Genomic DNA, 16,028 nt, shown 5'->3' on the forward strand with positions numbered 1-16,028 from the left:
TCAAAGCAAGAATATTGAATGTGTGCACATTAACTTTTAAAAGCTTTCCGAATTAAGAATTTGCTTGGCGACCATAGCATTGTGGACCCACCTGATTTCCATGCCGAACTCAGAAGTGAAACGCAATAGCGCCGATGGTAGTGTGGGGCTTCCCCATGTGAGAGTAGGACATCGCCAGGCTTTAATTTCGACTTGTCTCGATGAGACGAGTCACCATAAAGTTTTAAGAAATATCTTAAAGTTTTATGTTGACTTACAGAGTCAATCGCGTATTATACGCATCCGCTTCGAGGTTAAGGCCTTGATAGCAAAGCTCTTTAACAATATAAACCTATCAATCTGTGTGGGCACTCGTTGATGATAATCCAAAATGAAGCTTAGGCTTCAACTTAGATTTCAATGAACTGAGTGACCAATCGATACTTAGTATCGGCACAGTCAATTCATTATCGTTCTGTTGGAACGATAATAGCTTTAAAATTACATTAGTAGTTTTGAAGTCAGTATTCATTGAGTCAGTCCTTAGGGGCATCAAAATCTTAAATTGAAGAGTTTGATCATGGCTCAGATTGAACGCTGGCGGCAGGCCTAACACATGCAAGTCGAGCGGCAGCGACATGATAGAAGCTTCGGTGGAAATCATGGGCGGCGAGCGGCGGACGGGTGAGTAATGCCTGGGAATATGCCTTGATGTGGGGGATAACTATTGGAAACGATAGCTAATACCGCATAATGCCTTCGGGCCAAAGAGGGGGACCTTCGGGCCTCTCGCGTCAAGATTAGCCCAGGTGGGATTAGCTAGTTGGTGAGGTAAAGGCTCACCAAGGCGACGATCCCTAGCTGGTCTGAGAGGATGATCAGCCACACTGGAACTGAGACACGGTCCAGACTCCTACGGGAGGCAGCAGTGGGGAATATTGCACAATGGGCGCAAGCCTGATGCAGCCATGCCGCGTGTGTGAAGAAGGCCTTCGGGTTGTAAAGCACTTTCAGCAGTGAGGAAGGCGGGTACGTTAATAGCGTGCTCGTTTGACGTTAGCTGCAGAAGAAGCACCGGCTAACTCCGTGCCAGCAGCCGCGGTAATACGGAGGGTGCGAGCGTTAATCGGAATTACTGGGCGTAAAGCGCATGCAGGTGGTTTGTTAAGTCAGATGTGAAAGCCCGGGGCTCAACCTCGGAACAGCATTTGAAACTGGCAGACTAGAGTACTGTAGAGGGGGGTAGAATTTCAGGTGTAGCGGTGAAATGCGTAGAGATCTGAAGGAATACCGGTGGCGAAGGCGGCCCCCTGGACAGATACTGACACTCAGATGCGAAAGCGTGGGGAGCAAACAGGATTAGATACCCTGGTAGTCCACGCCGTAAACGATGTCTACTTGGAGGTTGTGGCCTTGAGCCGTGGCTTTCGGAGCTAACGCGTTAAGTAGACCGCCTGGGGAGTACGGTCGCAAGATTAAAACTCAAATGAATTGACGGGGGCCCGCACAAGCGGTGGAGCATGTGGTTTAATTCGATGCAACGCGAAGAACCTTACCTACTCTTGACATCCAGAGAACTTTCCAGAGATGGATTGGTGCCTTCGGGAACTCTGAGACAGGTGCTGCATGGCTGTCGTCAGCTCGTGTTGTGAAATGTTGGGTTAAGTCCCGCAACGAGCGCAACCCTTATCCTTGTTTGCCAGCACTTCGGGTGGGAACTCCAGGGAGACTGCCGGTGATAAACCGGAGGAAGGTGGGGACGACGTCAAGTCATCATGGCCCTTACGAGTAGGGCTACACACGTGCTACAATGGCGCATACAGAGGGCAGCCAACTTGCGAGAGTGAGCGAATCCCAAAAAGTGCGTCGTAGTCCGGATTGGAGTCTGCAACTCGACTCCATGAAGTCGGAATCGCTAGTAATCGTGGATCAGAATGCCACGGTGAATACGTTCCCGGGCCTTGTACACACCGCCCGTCACACCATGGGAGTGGGCTGCAAAAGAAGTGGGTAGTTTAACCTTCGGGAGGACGCTCACCACTTTGTGGTTCATGACTGGGGTGAAGTCGTAACAAGGTAGCCCTAGGGGAACCTGGGGCTGGATCACCTCCTTATACGATGATTATTGCGATGAGTGTTCACACAGATTGATGGTTTATAGAATTAAAGAGATGATGTCGGGTCTGTAGCTCAGGTGGTTAGAGCGTTCGCCTGATAAGCGAGAGGTCGGTGGTTCAAGTCCACTCAGACCCACCAATTTCCTCCCAAGAGATTGGCGACGACATCACCTATTGATGGGGCTATAGCTCAGCTGGGAGAGCGCCTGCCTTGCACGCAGGAGGTCAGCAGTTCGATCCTGCTTAGCTCCACCATCTTTAAGCGCATTCGATGAGTGCTTTTAAAAATGGTTTCGAAAGAAATCTTGCTCTTTAACAATTTGGAAAGCTGACGAATAACAACAATCCCCATCTCTTTGAGATGCGTTGTTATTCAATTAAAAGTTCTCAAATCCTAAAACTACGGTTTTAGGTACCAACACACATTCAAGTGTTCTTGGAAGTATCGAAAGATACTTAATATTTGAGTCCGGCAAAATCGAGTCTGCATCATGTATAAAAATTGCAGACAACTTTGGTTGTTTAAACAACAACTCGAAACTCCTTCGGGTTGTATGGTTAAGTGACTAAGCGTACACGGTGGATGCCTTGGCAGTCAGAGGCGATGAAAGGCGTATTAACTTGCGATAAGCTCAGATTAGGTAGTAAAAACCTGTGAGTCTGAGATTCCTGAATGGGGAAACCCAGCACCATAAGGTGTTATCACTAACTGAATACATAGGTTAGTGAGGCGAACCGGGGGAACTGAAACATCTAAGTACCCCGAGGAAAAGAAATCAACCGAGATTCCGAAAGTAGCGGCGAGCGAAATTGGATTAGCCCTTAAGCTTTTAGTGAGACAGGTGAAGCCTCTGGAAAGTGGCGCGATACAGGGTGATAGCCCCGTAACCGACATCTCATCATCAGTGAAATCGAGTAGGGCGGGACACGTGATATCCTGTCTGAATATGGGGGGACCATCCTCCAAGGCTAAATACTACTGACTGACCGATAGTGAACCAGTACCGTGAGGGAAAGGCGAAAAGAACCCCTGTGAGGGGAGTGAAATAGAACCTGAAACCGTGTACGTACAAGCAGTAGGAGCACCTTCGTGGTGTGACTGCGTACCTTTTGTATAATGGGTCAGCGACTTATATTCAGTAGCAAGGTTAACCATCTAGGGGAGCCGTAGAGAAATCGAGTCTTAACTGGGCGTCGAGTTGCTGGATATAGACCCGAAACCAGGTGATCTAGCCATGGGCAGGTTGAAGGTTGAGTAACATCAACTGGAGGACCGAACCGACTAATGTTGAAAAATTAGCGGATGACTTGTGGCTAGGGGTGAAAGGCCAATCAAACCTGGAGATAGCTGGTTCTCCCCGAAATCTATTTAGGTAGAGCCTCGGACGAATACCACTGGGGGTAGAGCACTGTTAAGGCTAGGGGGTCATCCCGACTTACCAACCCTTTGCAAACTCCGAATACCAGTGAGTACTATCCGGGAGACACACGGCGGGTGCTAACGTCCGTCGTGGAGAGGGAAACAACCCAGACCGCCAGCTAAGGTCCCAAAGTATAGCTAAGTGGGAAACGATGTGGGAAGGCTTAGACAGCTAGGATGTTGGCTTAGAAGCAGCCATCATTTAAAGAAAGCGTAATAGCTCACTAGTCGAGTCGGCCTGCGCGGAAGATGTAACGGGGCTAAGCTATACACCGAAGCTGCGGCAATGACTTAGGTCATTGGGTAGGGGAGCGTTCTGTAAGCCGTTGAAGGTGGACTGTAAGGTCTGCTGGAGGTATCAGAAGTGCGAATGCTGACATGAGTAACGATAAAGGGGGTGAAAAACCTCCTCGCCGGAAGACCAAGGGTTCCTGTCCAACGTTAATCGGGGCAGGGTAAGTCGACCCCTAAGGCGAGGCCGAAAGGCGTAGTCGATGGGAAACGGGTTAATATTCCCGTACTTCTTACAATTGCGATGGGGGGACGGAGAAGGCTAGGTGGGCCTGGCGACGGTTGTCCAGGTTCAAGTGCGTAGGCTTGAGAGTTAGGTAAATCCGGCTCTCTTTAAGGCTGAGACACGATGTCGAGCTACTACGGTAGTGAAGTCATTGATGCCATGCTTCCAGGAAAAGCCTCTAAGCTTCAGATTGTAAGGAATCGTACCCCAAACCGACACAGGTGGTCGGGTAGAGAATACCAAGGCGCTTGAGAGAACTCGGGTGAAGGAACTAGGCAAAATGGTACCGTAACTTCGGGAGAAGGTACGCTCCTCGCGGTGAAGTCCCTTGCGGATGGAGCTATGGGGAGTCGCAGATACCAGGTGGCTGCAACTGTTTATTAAAAACACAGCACTGTGCAAAATCGTAAGATGACGTATACGGTGTGACGCCTGCCCGGTGCCGGAAGGTTAATTGATGGGGTTAGACTTAGGTCGAAGCTCTTGATCGAAGCCCCGGTAAACGGCGGCCGTAACTATAACGGTCCTAAGGTAGCGAAATTCCTTGTCGGGTAAGTTCCGACCTGCACGAATGGCGTAATGATGGCCACGCTGTCTCCACCCGAGACTCAGTGAAATTGAAATCGCTGTGAAGATGCAGTGTACCCGCGGCTAGACGGAAAGACCCCGTGAACCTTTACTACAGCTTGGCACTGAACATTGAGCCTACATGTGTAGGATAGGTGGGAGGCTTTGAAGCAGGTACGCCAGTATCTGTGGAGCCATCCTTGAAATACCACCCTTGTATGTTTGATGTTCTAACTTAGCCCCATTATCTGGGGTGAGGACAGTGCCTGGTGGGTAGTTTGACTGGGGCGGTCTCCTCCCAAAGAGTAACGGAGGAGCACGAAGGTGGGCTAATCACGGTTGGACATCGTGAGGTTAGTGCAATGGCATAAGCCCGCTTGACTGCGAGAATGACAATTCGAGCAGGTGCGAAAGCAGGTCATAGTGATCCGGTGGTTCTGTATGGAAGGGCCATCGCTCAACGGATAAAAGGTACTCCGGGGATAACAGGCTGATACCGCCCAAGAGTTCATATCGACGGCGGTGTTTGGCACCTCGATGTCGGCTCATCACATCCTGGGGCTGAAGTCGGTCCCAAGGGTATGGCTGTTCGCCATTTAAAGTGGTACGCGAGCTGGGTTTAGAACGTCGTGAGACAGTTCGGTCCCTATCTGCCGTGGGCGTTGGAAGATTGAAGGGGGCTGCTCCTAGTACGAGAGGACCGGAGTGGACGAACCTCTGGTGTTCGGGTTGTGTCGCCAGACGCATTGCCCGGTAGCTAAGTTCGGAATCGATAACCGCTGAAAGCATCTAAGCGGGAAGCGAGCCCTGAGATGAGTCTTCCCTGGCACTTTAAGTGTCCTAAAGGGTTGTTCGAGACTAGAACGTTGATAGGCAGGGTGTGTAAGCGTTGTGAGGCGTTGAGCTAACCTGTACTAATTGCCCGTGAGGCTTAACCATACAACACCCAAGGGGTTTTGATGGACTCAAAGCCAAGAATATTGAATGTGTGCACATTAACTTTTAAAAGCTTTCCGAATTAAGAATTTGCTTGGCGACCATAGCATTGTGGACCCACCTGATTTCCATGCCGAACTCAGAAGTGAAACGCAATAGCGCCGATGGTAGTGTGGGGCTTCCCCATGTGAGAGTAGGACATTGCCAGGCTTTGAACATTATCTATTTGAAGCACGATTTAGATAAGACTTTAAATAGACCACTGCGGAGTGGTAGTTCAGTTGGTTAGAATACCGGCCTGTCACGCCGGGGGTCGCGGGTTCGAGTCCCGTCCACTCCGCCACTTATCCTAAGCCCTAGTCGAAAGACTAGGGCTTTTTTACGTTTGAACATTCGAGTATTCACTCCTTAAGACTCACCATAGTGGTCAGTCTCCTCTAATCTTTGAGGAAACTAAGGTATGGACGTTCTATATCCAAAAGGTACTCTCACTAGCGGCAATCAAACTGGTGGCCAGTTTGCTATTCATCGTCGCCTGATTTTACTCACTGGTTACGCTATTCCTGGAACTATTAATGAACCGTAAATAGCAGTCTACAAGAACGGCATGTGTAAAGAGAGCGTTAGACGATGGTTGTCATGCCACTGATAGAACGATAGCAAACACCCCCAGAGTGAGAATATAAAAAAAGCAGCCTTGCGGCTGCTTCTTGGTATTTATTGCTTAGTTTCAAATAACCGCACCATGACTATTTAACAAGAGTTAAAGCCTTACGTGAGACGTCTCGTGCTGCTTGATTGAGATTTTGATGCTCAAGTGCGTCTGCCAAGTAAGCGTAGTCAGAGACATTAGAACGTTTTTCTAGGGCTTGCTCTAAGTGCTTTTGGGCTTCAGTCCAGTTTTGGTCACGTATATACAGTTGCCCTAATGCACTGTGTGCGGCAGCATTGTTGGGATCTTTCTTAACTGCAGATAGCAAGAATTGACTCACCGGATGTCGATCAGAAAGGTTCATTTCAGGCAGTAGAGCATACAGCTCTTCGATATGATTCTTCTTTAAGACACTTTTAATAACGCCAAGTGCTTCATAATCTGCTTTTCTTGCGATGAGTTGTTTTGCAAAAGCGGTGATGAGAGTAGGGTCACTCTTGAGCTTTTTGGTTAATCGATCCCAGTGGGCAACTAACCCTTCGCTGCCTTGCTGTTGCGCGACATCTTCAAGAAGGCCTGAGTGTGCTCTGATCAAGTAGCTATCGGCTTCCTGTTTCGTTAACACTTTATCTCTGGCCAGTTTTGGTATGATGTCGATAAGTGGTTGCCAGAGTTTGAGCTCTATGTAGACACCTTTCAACAGATCCAGAATCAAGGTGTTATTGGGGAATTGCCCACTCAACGTGGTGAGTGTGTCAAAAGCGAGCTCGCAGTTCTTTGCTCGTATATCTTGTTTGGCCTTTGTCAGACCGACAGCCAGTGTTGAATCGTCTTGCTCACTTGCCTTTTCAAGATATTGTTGGCGTTTGTTTTCATCTCCTTGACTAAACGCAGCCTCAGCAGCAATCAGATAACACAGTAGAGGTTTGTCATGGTGGTTTGCCCAACGCATTACTTTCTTCTCTGCGTGTTTAAAATCACCTTCAAGAAGCTTGATGATTCCTTCATTGGTATAGCGTCGTGAGCGTCTTAGCTTACGGACGCTAAACCAGTTCCACGTGTTGTAACTCATTGACGCGGCACGTTTGAGAATGAATTCAAGAAAGAACAATGCGGCTAATGCAGCAATGATGAAGATGACGAGTGTAGTGACACTCATTTCAATGGTTTTATCCGCAAAGGATATGAGTACATAGCCTTGTTGGCCAGAGTATTGAGAGCCAACGAAGAGTCCTAAGCCAAGAACAACAAAGAGAAAGATGGTTCTAAACATTATTCAGACTCCTCTACAATGCTAGTCACATTACGTCGTAGACGATCGCTGATTACATCTTCTAATGGTTGCTGTGAGACCAGTGCCTGCGGATAAGTAACATCAATATCCTGTTGTTGGAGCTCTTTCAGTGCGCTGTTAAACTGTTTTACTTGGTGCTCGTCTTGGTCAAAGAACGTCTCACTCCACTCAACCGCATTCGCTAATGAGGTTTGATAGATCTCCCCTTGCTCTAGATAAACCGACTTAATGGCGGTTTCTAGCTTACCTTTAATGTTCTCACTGAGATAAAAATGTTGCTGAGGTGAAAGTAGCGGGATGACGTTACCATCACGGCTACGGAAGGTAATAAAGTTCTCACTGAATGACTTAAGTGAATTTTTTAGGTTATCTTGCCAATCATTGATGTCATTGGAGACGGTGATCTCTTCTTGTGGTTGTGCCTCTGGTAATATCGCATTAGCGAGAGGTAAGCCGCTCACTTGCTGTTGCAGTGCGGTTAGACGAAGTACTAAGCCTTCTCTGTCAACCAGTGGTATACCTTTGAGGGTTGTAATGTCTTTTGCCATTTGCTGACGCAGTGGAACCAAACTAGGGTCATTTAAGGTCGCAATCCGCTGGTCGGCGGTTTCCATTAGTCTTGTCGCCGTCACCGCGTCTTTCTCTAAAAATAACTTACGACCCGCCAATTTAACTAAATGGTCCGCTTCAGCCAGCAGCCAATCATTTGGTCGACGTCCTTGCACGTCTGAAATCGCCAGTTGGAGGCTCTCAATGCTGTTTTGTTGTTGCTCAATGGCTACCTCGGCACGGTGAGTTAGCTCTGTCGCCTTCTGTATTGTTTGAGCTTGAGTATCCTCAAGGCTTGAGACCATCTCATTTTGTTTCATCTCTATTTGCGTTTTCAAAGCGGCAATTTCTGCTTGGTAGATTTTGTCTTGCTCTTGAAGCTTATAAAAACCTGCAGCGCCAATACCAAGGGCAATAAGAATAGCGATAATGGCAAGCTTACTGCTTGGCTTTTTCTCTTTGTTGTTTTCTTGAGGATTACGGGGGGTAGCCGGTTTAGTCGTCGACTTATTGCTATCTTGAGTTGGTTTTTCCTGAGGTGCACTTGAAGAGGCCTGTTCCTCTTTACTCGTGTTTTGATCTTTCAACGTGGACTCATCTTCTTGAGCTTTTTTATTTGATTCTGGTTGCTCATTAACTTTTTTTGTCATTGGTTATTTTCCTTAATGTGAGCTTGGAGAGCACAGCTAATGACAGGGTTTGACGCGCCATGGGTACAAATTACTTTTGAGAATCCCAGCGCTTTTGCTTGTGTCGCGATGCGTTCACTGGGAACGTAAAGCGTGCGCTCTATTAACCACTGTTTGTCACTCTTGCACATAGATAATAGATGGTTTAGTTGCTCGTTGCTTGTGATAACAACATGTTTTATTTGTTTATCTTTCCACTCTTTAACGGTTAATTTTGAATCAAAATAGAGATTTTTTCGCTGATAAACCTCTCGATATTCAACATCGGCCCCTCTTAAAGACAGACGCTCTTTAATCAGCTCTCGTCCACCGTTGCCCCTCAATATCGTGACCTTTTTTCCTTTGACCGTGGATGGCTGAAGTTGAGGAAGAGTCAGAAAAGACTCACTTTCATGGATCTCTGGTGTGTAGACCTTTGACTGTGTCACTTGTTCCAGCTGTTGGGCTGTTTTGCTGCCGATGGCGAGGTAGGTGGAGTGCTTCGGCCAAGATGAGATGGCTTTGTCGGCATAAATCACCGCATATTGGCTAACGGCAATAATAATATCGCTGCAATTAATATCGAGTTGAAGGTGATCGATTGCTGTAGAGGCGCAGATTGAAATAAGGGGAAAATGGTGGGCTGATATGCCCACCTCTAAGAGTTGCTGTGTTAATTGCTTGCCCGGCTCATCAGGCCGAGTGATGAGCACAGACATGGTTAGTCCTCTTGGTAAAGGCGAGTCAAAATCTCTTTTGCGCCGTCATCAAGTAGTTGATTGGCCAACTCGACACCGAGTTTCTCTGCTTCTTGGCGGTGACCTGAAATTTCGCCTCGAACAATGCATGAGCCATCGGGCTCACCAACAAGCGCTCTCAGCCATAAGTTATCACCATCTAATAGCGCGTAACTGCCGATTGGCACTTGGCAGCCCCCTTCAAGAGTAAGATTCATTGCACGTTCGGCGAGAACGCGATCTTGCGTGTCTTTGTGATTAAGTGGCTTGAGCAGCTCAATTAAACGCTCATCATCCAGACGGCACTCAATACCGACAGCGCCTTGACCCACAGCAGGAAGCGACTGTTCTGGCTCGATGAAACTGCGAATACGCGCTTCCAGCTCGAGACGCTTTAGGCCAGCGGCTGCTAGGATAATCGCATCATATTCTCCTGCATCTAACTTACCCAAGCGCGTGCCGACATTACCTCGTAGCTCTTTGATGATGAGGTCTGGGCGAGCTTCTTTAATTTGGCATTGGCGACGTAGGCTACATGTGCCGACCACGGCACCTTGTGGCAGCTCATCAATGCTTTGATAGGTGTTGGACACAAATGCATCTCGAGGGTCTTCACGCTCACAGATAGTGACGAGCCCAAGCCCTTCAGGAAATTCGACAGGAACATCTTTCATTGAATGAACCGCGAGATCGGCTCTGCCTTCAAGCATGGCGACTTCCAACTCTTTTACAAACAGACCTTTTCCGCCAACTTTCGCCAAAGGGGTGTCTAAAATAATGTCACCTTTGGTGACCATTGTTACCAGTTCCACTTCCAATCCAGGATGCGCGGCTTGGAGAGCATCTTTAACATAGTGTGCTTGCCAAAGAGCAAGTGGGCTTTTACGCGTCGCGATGCGAATTGGTGTGTTGGTGTTCATGTGTATTCTCACTAGCTTAGATGAAGCCAATCGTACCATTATTCACTGAAAAGTAACTTGCTTGATTGTCATCGAAATAGGTTAAATGTTATTAACAGGTTGGATGAATTAAAGAACGTGACTTGTATCACGTGGATTTGGACAAAAAAGATTGGCAACAAGGCAGGTAAATGACAGCATGAGCAACACTTTGAGCTCAGCCAAAGATCAGCTTTCTTGGCTTCATTCTTTACCCGAACGGATAAAAGTGTTAAATTGATCACGTTTTATTGGTCCTTTTGTACAAAAGACCGACAAAGTGAGAATTTGACTTACTAACCAAGGATCGTCTCTTGCAGGCATATACAACCAAGCTGACCGACAGACTGGATATTCTCAACCAGCAACGCGTAGAGCGTGCGCTGGCCCTAATGAATGTACCATGCCAGCAAGTATTTCATCAGATCCCAACTCTCCTTCACTTCAATCACCCTATTTTGCCTGGCTATTACTCTGAACTTACCCCATATGGCGTGTTCGGTATGGAGTTTAATGACCATCAGAAGAAGTACATTACCAATACCGAGTTAACGGTCGGCCATACGCTGCATCAAGCAGAGCAACCGGCGATTCACGCGCTTTATACCATGGGTAGTACTTCATCGATTGGCCAAAGCACGTCCAGTGATCTCGATATTTGGGTTTGTGTCTCTTCTGATATGCCTTCAATGGATAGGGAAGCGCTGACCAACAAGTGTTTATTGATTACCGAGTGGGCAAAAGGGCAAGGGGTTGAAGCAAACTTCTTCTTGATGGACGAGCAGCGCTTTCGCCATAACCACTCTGAAGAGATGACGGGTGATAACTGTGGCTCCTCACAGCACATGCTGCTGTTAGACGAGTTTTATCGCTCTGCAGTTCGTCTCGCGGGTAAACGATTATTGTGGCAAATCGTGCCCCCTGAAATGGAAGAGTGTTACGACCAATATGTAAGTCAACTGTGTCAGCAGCACTACATTGATTGTAACGAGTGGATTGATTTCGGCCAGCTTAATGGTATTCCTGCTGAAGAGTATTTTGGCGCGAATCTATGGCAACTGTATAAGAGTATTGATTCTCCATACAAATCGGTTCTTAAAGCGATTCTGCTGGAAGCGTATTCGTGGGAGTACCCGAATACCCAGCTTCTGAGCCTCGACAGCAAACGTCGTTTCTTCGCACAAGAGCCTGATCTTTATGGGATGGATTCCTATTACCTCATGCTTGAAAAGGTTACACGTTACCTAGAGCGTATTGGTGATCACGAGCGTCTAGAGTTGGTTCGTCGCTGTTTCTATCTTAAGACCCATGAAAAGCTATCGCGAGAGCCTGGCGTTGGCTCGGTCTCTGTACCTTGGCGACGTGAAGCGCTTGCCGACATGGTGGCGCAGTGGCAATGGGATCAAGACAAGATAGAAGAGCTTGATGACCGTCGTAATTGGAAAGTAGAACAAGTCAAAGTGGTTCATCACTCTTTACTTGATGCTTTGATGCAGAGCTACCGTAATCTTATCCAATTTGCACGTCGCAACAACATTACATCCGCGATCAGCCCACAAGACATTAGTATTCTGGCTCGTAAGCTTTATGCTGCTTTTGAGGTGTTGCCGGGTAAAGTGACACTGCTCAACCCGCAAATTTCCCCTGATCTGCATGAGTCTGATTTAACCTTTGTTGAGGTGAAGCCTGGGCAGACTAACCCTGAGGGTTGGTATCTCTACAAGCAGCCTTTGATTGCGCATCGTTTGATAGGTCAGCCTAAGTTAGAGCACAACCAGTATCTCAGTAAATTGGTGGCTTGGTCATTTTTTAATGGCTTGATTACTGAGTCAACTCGCCTGAACGCAGTTGTTCGCGATGCGGATATTGATATTGATAAGTTCTATCAAATGGTTGGCGATCTGAGAAATACGTTCTCTTTGAACGCGAATCGCCCTTCGATGGATGCATTGGCAAGCCCCTGTGAAATTAATCAACTGGCCATGTTCATTAACTTTGAACAGGACCCTACGGCGTCTTTAGGCAACCGAACTTTCCGTAATGACTTTAAAAACATGAACGTGTTTAGTTTTGGTCAGCAGCACGAATGCTTAGTGGGGAGTGTCGATCTTGTCTATCGTAACTCTTGGCATGAAGTTCGTACTTTGCACTTCAAAGGCAATATGGCGATGCTTGATGCGTTGAAAACGATGTTGGGTAAGATGCACCATGATGCGATTCGTCCTAAGTCTGTAGATGTGTTCTGTTACAGTAAGCATCTGCGTGGTGTGATTCGTAATTCGGTGTATCAGTTGCTTGCTGAGTGCATTGATATGCGCCTTAAGCCAGTTGAACAAGAGAAGAAACGTAGCTTCAAAGGCCTACGTATATCGGATCAGATGTATGGCTTGTTCTTCGAGCGCCGCGGTGTCTCCGTTAAGAAGCTTGAGAACTCAGTCGATTTCTATCGTAGTATCTCTACCAACAAGTTGAAGGGCTCACCACTGCTCAAACTGGATAAAGAGCAGGATTACCAACTGCCTAATATCATTGATAGTTTCGCGAGCGAAGGCCTAGTGCAGTTCTTCTTCGAAGATACTGCGCCAAACGGCTTCAATATCTATGTTTTGGATGAAGCAAATCAGGTTGAGGTTTATCAAAAACTGGTGGGTGAGAAAGATGAGCTGATTGCGAGTGTGAATAGTTTCTACACATCGGTCAAAGATGAGCGCTCTATCTCCTCTAAGCTGATTAACTTTAATCTGCCGCAGTATTATGACGTGATCCATCCCGAGAATGGTGCGGACAGCTATATTGTCCCTTATCGTAATGACTCTGGCTATAAACGCTCACAGCGCGTGGCCAGTGCGTAACTTTAGTTGATACAGTTAGGTGAGCATAATGCTCACCTAATTTTTATAATCTGTGGGTACAGACTAGGGCCACTCTATCTCTTCGCCGGCGTGCTTCTCACACTCTTCTTTCACCATGTCGATAAGCTCTTTGTCGGTCTTAGAACAAACCCATTGCCCATCCTTCCATTGGAAGTGAAATCCGCCCGACTTTGACGCAAGCCAAATCTCGTGCTTTGGCTCTTGGCGGTTGATGATGATTTGGCTGCGGTCTTCAAACTCAAGTGTCATTACGTTACCAGAGGTCTCGTAGTCGACATCCGCCCCCGATTCGTCGATCATTTCTTCAATGGTTTCCATTTGAGAATCGACGAGTTGATGAAATTCAGTATCGTTCATCAGTACATCCTATTGCTTTTCTTGATTGTGGTGCGATTATAGGGGGCATCGAATAAATAATCACGACAAGCGCGATGAAAAAATCACTAGTAGTCATGTTTATTGTATCGACACTCGCGATTGCGGGTTGTGGTCAGTCAGGTGCTCTCTACTTGCCACAAGACGATACTCAAAGTGAACAAACACAACAGCAATAACTCATCGTTAAACCGGTGAGTGCTTTTTCTTAGCAGTGACAAGGGGATTGTCCTTTGTTCTTCATTAAGAAAACTCGGTCAGATTAAGGGAAACAACTTGGATTACTTCAATTATCAGGAAGATGGGCAGCTTTGGGCTGAAGGTGTCACACTATCTTCTCTTGCAGAGCAATATGGAACGCCGCTTTACGTATACTCGCGTGCGACTTTAGAGCGTCATTGGAACGCCTTCGATAAGTCAGTGGGTGACCATCCTCATCTCGTTTGTTATGCCGTGAAAGCAAATTCAAACTTAGGTGTATTGAATACGCTGGCCCGCCTAGGCTCGGGCTTTGATATCGTATCTGGCGGTGAGCTAGAGCGTGTGGTCGCTGCGGGTGGTGACCCGAAGAAGGTCGTATTCTCAGGGGTTGGTAAAACAGAACAAGAGATGCAGCGTGCGCTAGAGCTTGGTATTAAGTGTTTCAATGTTGAGTCAGAGCCTGAGCTGGAGCGCCTGAATAGTGTTGCCGCTAAGCTAGGGGTTAAGGCACCGATTTCGTTGCGTATCAACCCGGATGTGGATGCGAATACTCACCCTTATATCTCAACAGGCCTGCGCGAAAACAAGTTTGGTATCGCCTTTGACCGTGCTCCTGATGTGTATAAGTTTGCTCAAAGCCTGACGAACCTAGAGATTCATGGCATCGATTGCCATATTGGCTCTCAGTTGACAGATCTTGAACCGTTTATTGATGCGACGGATCGTTTGCTTGCTTTGATCGATCAACTTAAAGACCAAGGTGTCAGCATTAAGCACCTCGATGTCGGTGGTGGTCTGGGTGTGGTTTATCGTGATGAACTACCGCCACAACCATCCGATTACGCACGTGCCTTGATGGAGCGCTTGGTGAATCACAAAGAGCTTGAGCTGATTTTTGAACCGGGTCGTGCTATCGCCGCGAATGCGGGCGTACTACTGACTAAGGTTGAATTCTTAAAGCACACTGAGCACAAGAACTTTGCCATTATTGATGCCGCAATGAACGATTTGATGCGCCCAGCACTCTATCAAGCGTGGCAGGATATCGTTCCTGTTTCACCGCGTCAGGGAGAGGCAGTCACTTACGATTTGGTTGGGCCTATCTGTGAGACAGGCGACTTCCTAGGTAAAGACCGTGCGCTTGTTCTTGAGCAAGGTGACCTTCTTGCAGTGCGCTCAGCGGGGGCATATGGGTTTGTTATGGCATCAAACTACAATACTCGAACACGCGCAGCTGAGGTGATGGTTGATGGCAATCAAGCTCACTTGGTTCGTCAAAGAGAAGAACTATCCAGCCTTTGGGCCCTAGAGCAGATTTTACCGGAGTAACGAGCGTCTCATGCACTTCCATTTTTCTAAAATGCATGGTTTGGGTAACGACTTTATGGTCGTTGATTGTATCACCCAAAATATCTTCTTTTCACCGGATCTGATCCGTCGCTTAGCGGATCGTCATACGGGGGTAGGCTTTGATCAACTTCTAGTGGTCGAGGCTCCTTATGATCCTGAAACTGATTTCCACTATCGCATCTTTAATGCCGATGGCAGTGAAGTAGAGCAGTGTGGCAATGGCGCTCGTTGTTTTGCGCGTTTTGTGCGGATGAAAGGGCTAACGAACAAGTTCAGCATTAGCGTCAGCACCAAGAAAGGCAAGATGGTGCTCAATATTGAAGAAGATGACCAGGTGACCGTTAATATGGGAGTGCCTGAGTTCGAACCAAGTAAAATCCCATTTAAGGCAAAGCAACAAGAGAAGACCTATATTCTGCGTGCTGAAGATAAGACTTTGTTCTGTGGCGCAGTGAGCATGGGTAACCCTCATGTTGTTACCGTTGTCGATGATGTACTGACGGCTGACGTAGAGACGCTTGGCCCTCTACTTGAATCTCATGAGCGTTTCCCTGAGCGAGTCAATGCAGGGTTTATGCAAGTACTGAATCGCAATGCGGTGAACCTGCGTGTGTATGAGCGTGGTGCAGGAGAAACTCAAGCTTGTGGTAGTGGTGCTTGTGGCGCGGTTGCAGTAGGTATTGTTCAAGGCCTGCTTGATGAACAAGTTAAGGTTACCTTGCCGGGCGGTGAGCTGAACATTCAATGGAAGGGGCCTGGCAAACCACTGTATATGACAGGTCCTGCAACACACGTCTTTGATGGGCAGCTGTCTTGTTAGCAAGAGTGCGCTACAATAGGCACAGTTGTTAATAC

The 16,028-nt window shown here is 47.4% G+C and carries 10 protein-coding genes, 3 tRNA genes and 4 rRNA genes; 12 read left to right on the forward strand and 5 right to left on the reverse strand.

Features of this window, described 5'->3' with window-relative positions; genetic code table 11:
• Positions 1–63: 63 nt before the first annotated feature.
• The 8 genes from rrf (GT360_RS00680) to GT360_RS21970 all read left to right on the forward strand — a co-directional run bounded on the left by rrf (GT360_RS00680) (position 64) and on the right by GT360_RS21970 (position 6,122).
• Positions 64–180: ribosomal RNA gene (gene rrf / locus GT360_RS00680) — 5S ribosomal RNA — on the forward strand.
• A 361-nt stretch (positions 181–541) separates the two neighbouring features.
• Positions 542–2,093 (forward strand): 16S ribosomal RNA (locus tag GT360_RS00685).
• Positions 2,094–2,158: 65 nt separating this feature from the next.
• Positions 2,159–2,235 (forward strand) — tRNA-Ile (locus GT360_RS00690).
• 40 nt (positions 2,236–2,275) lie between these two features.
• Positions 2,276–2,351: transfer RNA gene (locus tag GT360_RS00695), tRNA-Ala, on the forward strand.
• 301 nt (positions 2,352–2,652) lie between these two features.
• Positions 2,653–5,539: ribosomal RNA gene (locus tag GT360_RS00700) — 23S ribosomal RNA — on the forward strand.
• Between the two features lie 90 nt (positions 5,540–5,629).
• Positions 5,630–5,746 (forward strand): 5S ribosomal RNA (gene rrf, locus GT360_RS00705).
• Together the 16S, 23S and 5S rRNA genes with 3 tRNA genes alongside form the textbook arrangement of a ribosomal RNA operon.
• A 56-nt stretch (positions 5,747–5,802) precedes the next feature.
• Positions 5,803–5,879, forward strand: a tRNA-Asp gene (locus GT360_RS00710).
• Between the two features lie 117 nt (positions 5,880–5,996).
• A complete protein-coding gene (locus GT360_RS21970) occupies positions 5,997–6,122 on the forward strand; it encodes a hypothetical protein (protein ID WP_275426971.1) in 126 nt (41 codons plus the stop codon).
• 163 nt (positions 6,123–6,285) lie between these two features.
• On the opposite strand, the gene GT360_RS00715 is transcribed toward GT360_RS21970, so the two are convergent.
• Genes GT360_RS00715 through hemC form a run of 4 tightly spaced genes read right to left on the reverse strand, consistent with a single transcriptional unit; the run spans position 6,286 to position 10,356 of the window.
• Positions 6,286–7,461, reverse strand: coding sequence for a heme biosynthesis protein HemY (locus GT360_RS00715; RefSeq protein ID WP_164647066.1), 1,176 nt, complete (start codon positions 7,459–7,461; stop codon positions 6,286–6,288).
• Positions 7,461–8,681, reverse strand: coding sequence for a uroporphyrinogen-III C-methyltransferase (locus GT360_RS00720; protein WP_164647067.1), 1,221 nt, complete (start codon positions 8,679–8,681; stop codon positions 7,461–7,463). The genes GT360_RS00715 and GT360_RS00720 overlap by 1 nt, the downstream gene beginning before the upstream one ends.
• The gene (locus GT360_RS00725; protein WP_164647068.1) at positions 8,678–9,418 is read right to left on the reverse strand and encodes a uroporphyrinogen-III synthase; all 741 of its coding nucleotides are present in this window, start codon (positions 9,416–9,418) and stop codon (positions 8,678–8,680) included. The genes GT360_RS00720 and GT360_RS00725 overlap by 4 nt, the downstream gene beginning before the upstream one ends.
• A gap of 2 nt (positions 9,419–9,420) precedes the next feature.
• Positions 9,421–10,356, reverse strand: coding sequence for a hydroxymethylbilane synthase (hemC, locus tag GT360_RS00730; RefSeq protein ID WP_164647069.1), 936 nt, complete (start codon positions 10,354–10,356; stop codon positions 9,421–9,423).
• Between the two features lie 332 nt (positions 10,357–10,688).
• On the opposite strand from hemC, the gene GT360_RS00735 reads away from it, so the two are divergent.
• Entirely contained in the window at positions 10,689–13,226 is a 2,538-nt protein-coding gene (locus GT360_RS00735) for a class I adenylate cyclase (RefSeq protein WP_164647070.1), read from the forward strand.
• A 63-nt stretch (positions 13,227–13,289) separates the two neighbouring features.
• Here the strand turns inward: GT360_RS00735 and cyaY are convergent, their stop codons facing one another.
• Entirely contained in the window at positions 13,290–13,604 is a 315-nt protein-coding gene (gene cyaY, locus GT360_RS00740; protein ID WP_164647071.1) for an iron donor protein CyaY, read from the reverse strand.
• A 74-nt stretch (positions 13,605–13,678) separates the two neighbouring features.
• Between cyaY and lptM the strand changes: the two genes are divergently transcribed.
• The 3 genes from lptM to dapF all read left to right on the forward strand — a co-directional run bounded on the left by lptM (position 13,679) and on the right by dapF (position 15,993).
• On the forward strand, positions 13,679–13,801 hold the full coding sequence (lptM, locus tag GT360_RS00745) for an LPS translocon maturation chaperone LptM (RefSeq protein WP_164647072.1): 123 nt from the start codon (positions 13,679–13,681) through the stop codon (positions 13,799–13,801).
• 97 nt (positions 13,802–13,898) lie between these two features.
• On the forward strand, positions 13,899–15,152 hold the full coding sequence (gene lysA, locus GT360_RS00750) for a diaminopimelate decarboxylase (RefSeq protein WP_164647073.1): 1,254 nt from the start codon (positions 13,899–13,901) through the stop codon (positions 15,150–15,152).
• Positions 15,153–15,162: 10 nt separating this feature from the next.
• Positions 15,163–15,993, forward strand: a complete 831-nt coding sequence (gene dapF, locus GT360_RS00755) for a diaminopimelate epimerase (RefSeq protein WP_164647074.1) — start codon at positions 15,163–15,165, stop codon at positions 15,991–15,993.
• Positions 15,994–16,028: the final 35 nt, after the last annotated feature.

Source organism: Vibrio astriarenae, from assembly GCF_010587385.1.
In the GTDB taxonomy this organism is placed as follows: domain Bacteria; phylum Pseudomonadota; class Gammaproteobacteria; order Enterobacterales; family Vibrionaceae; genus Vibrio; species Vibrio astriarenae.

Bases quoted from the DNA above. Each gene is read 5' to 3' on its own strand.
- GT360_RS00725 (WP_164647068.1), bottom strand. From the start codon at position 9,418: ATGTCTGTGCTCATCACTCGGCCTGATGAGCCGGGCAAGCAATTAACA.
- GT360_RS00715 (WP_164647066.1), bottom strand. From the start codon at position 7,461: ATGTTTAGAACCATCTTTCTCTTTGTTGTTCTTGGCTTAGGACTCTTC.
- lptM (WP_164647072.1), top strand. From the start codon at position 13,679: ATGAAAAAATCACTAGTAGTCATGTTTATTGTATCGACACTCGCGATT.
- cyaY (WP_164647071.1), bottom strand. From the start codon at position 13,604: ATGAACGATACTGAATTTCATCAACTCGTCGATTCTCAAATGGAAACC.
- hemC (WP_164647069.1), bottom strand. From the start codon at position 10,356: ATGAACACCAACACACCAATTCGCATCGCGACGCGTAAAAGCCCACTT.
- GT360_RS21970 (WP_275426971.1), top strand. From the start codon at position 5,997: ATGGACGTTCTATATCCAAAAGGTACTCTCACTAGCGGCAATCAAACT.
- GT360_RS00720 (WP_164647067.1), bottom strand. From the start codon at position 8,681: ATGACAAAAAAAGTTAATGAGCAACCAGAATCAAATAAAAAAGCTCAA.
- dapF (WP_164647074.1), top strand. From the start codon at position 15,163: ATGCACTTCCATTTTTCTAAAATGCATGGTTTGGGTAACGACTTTATG.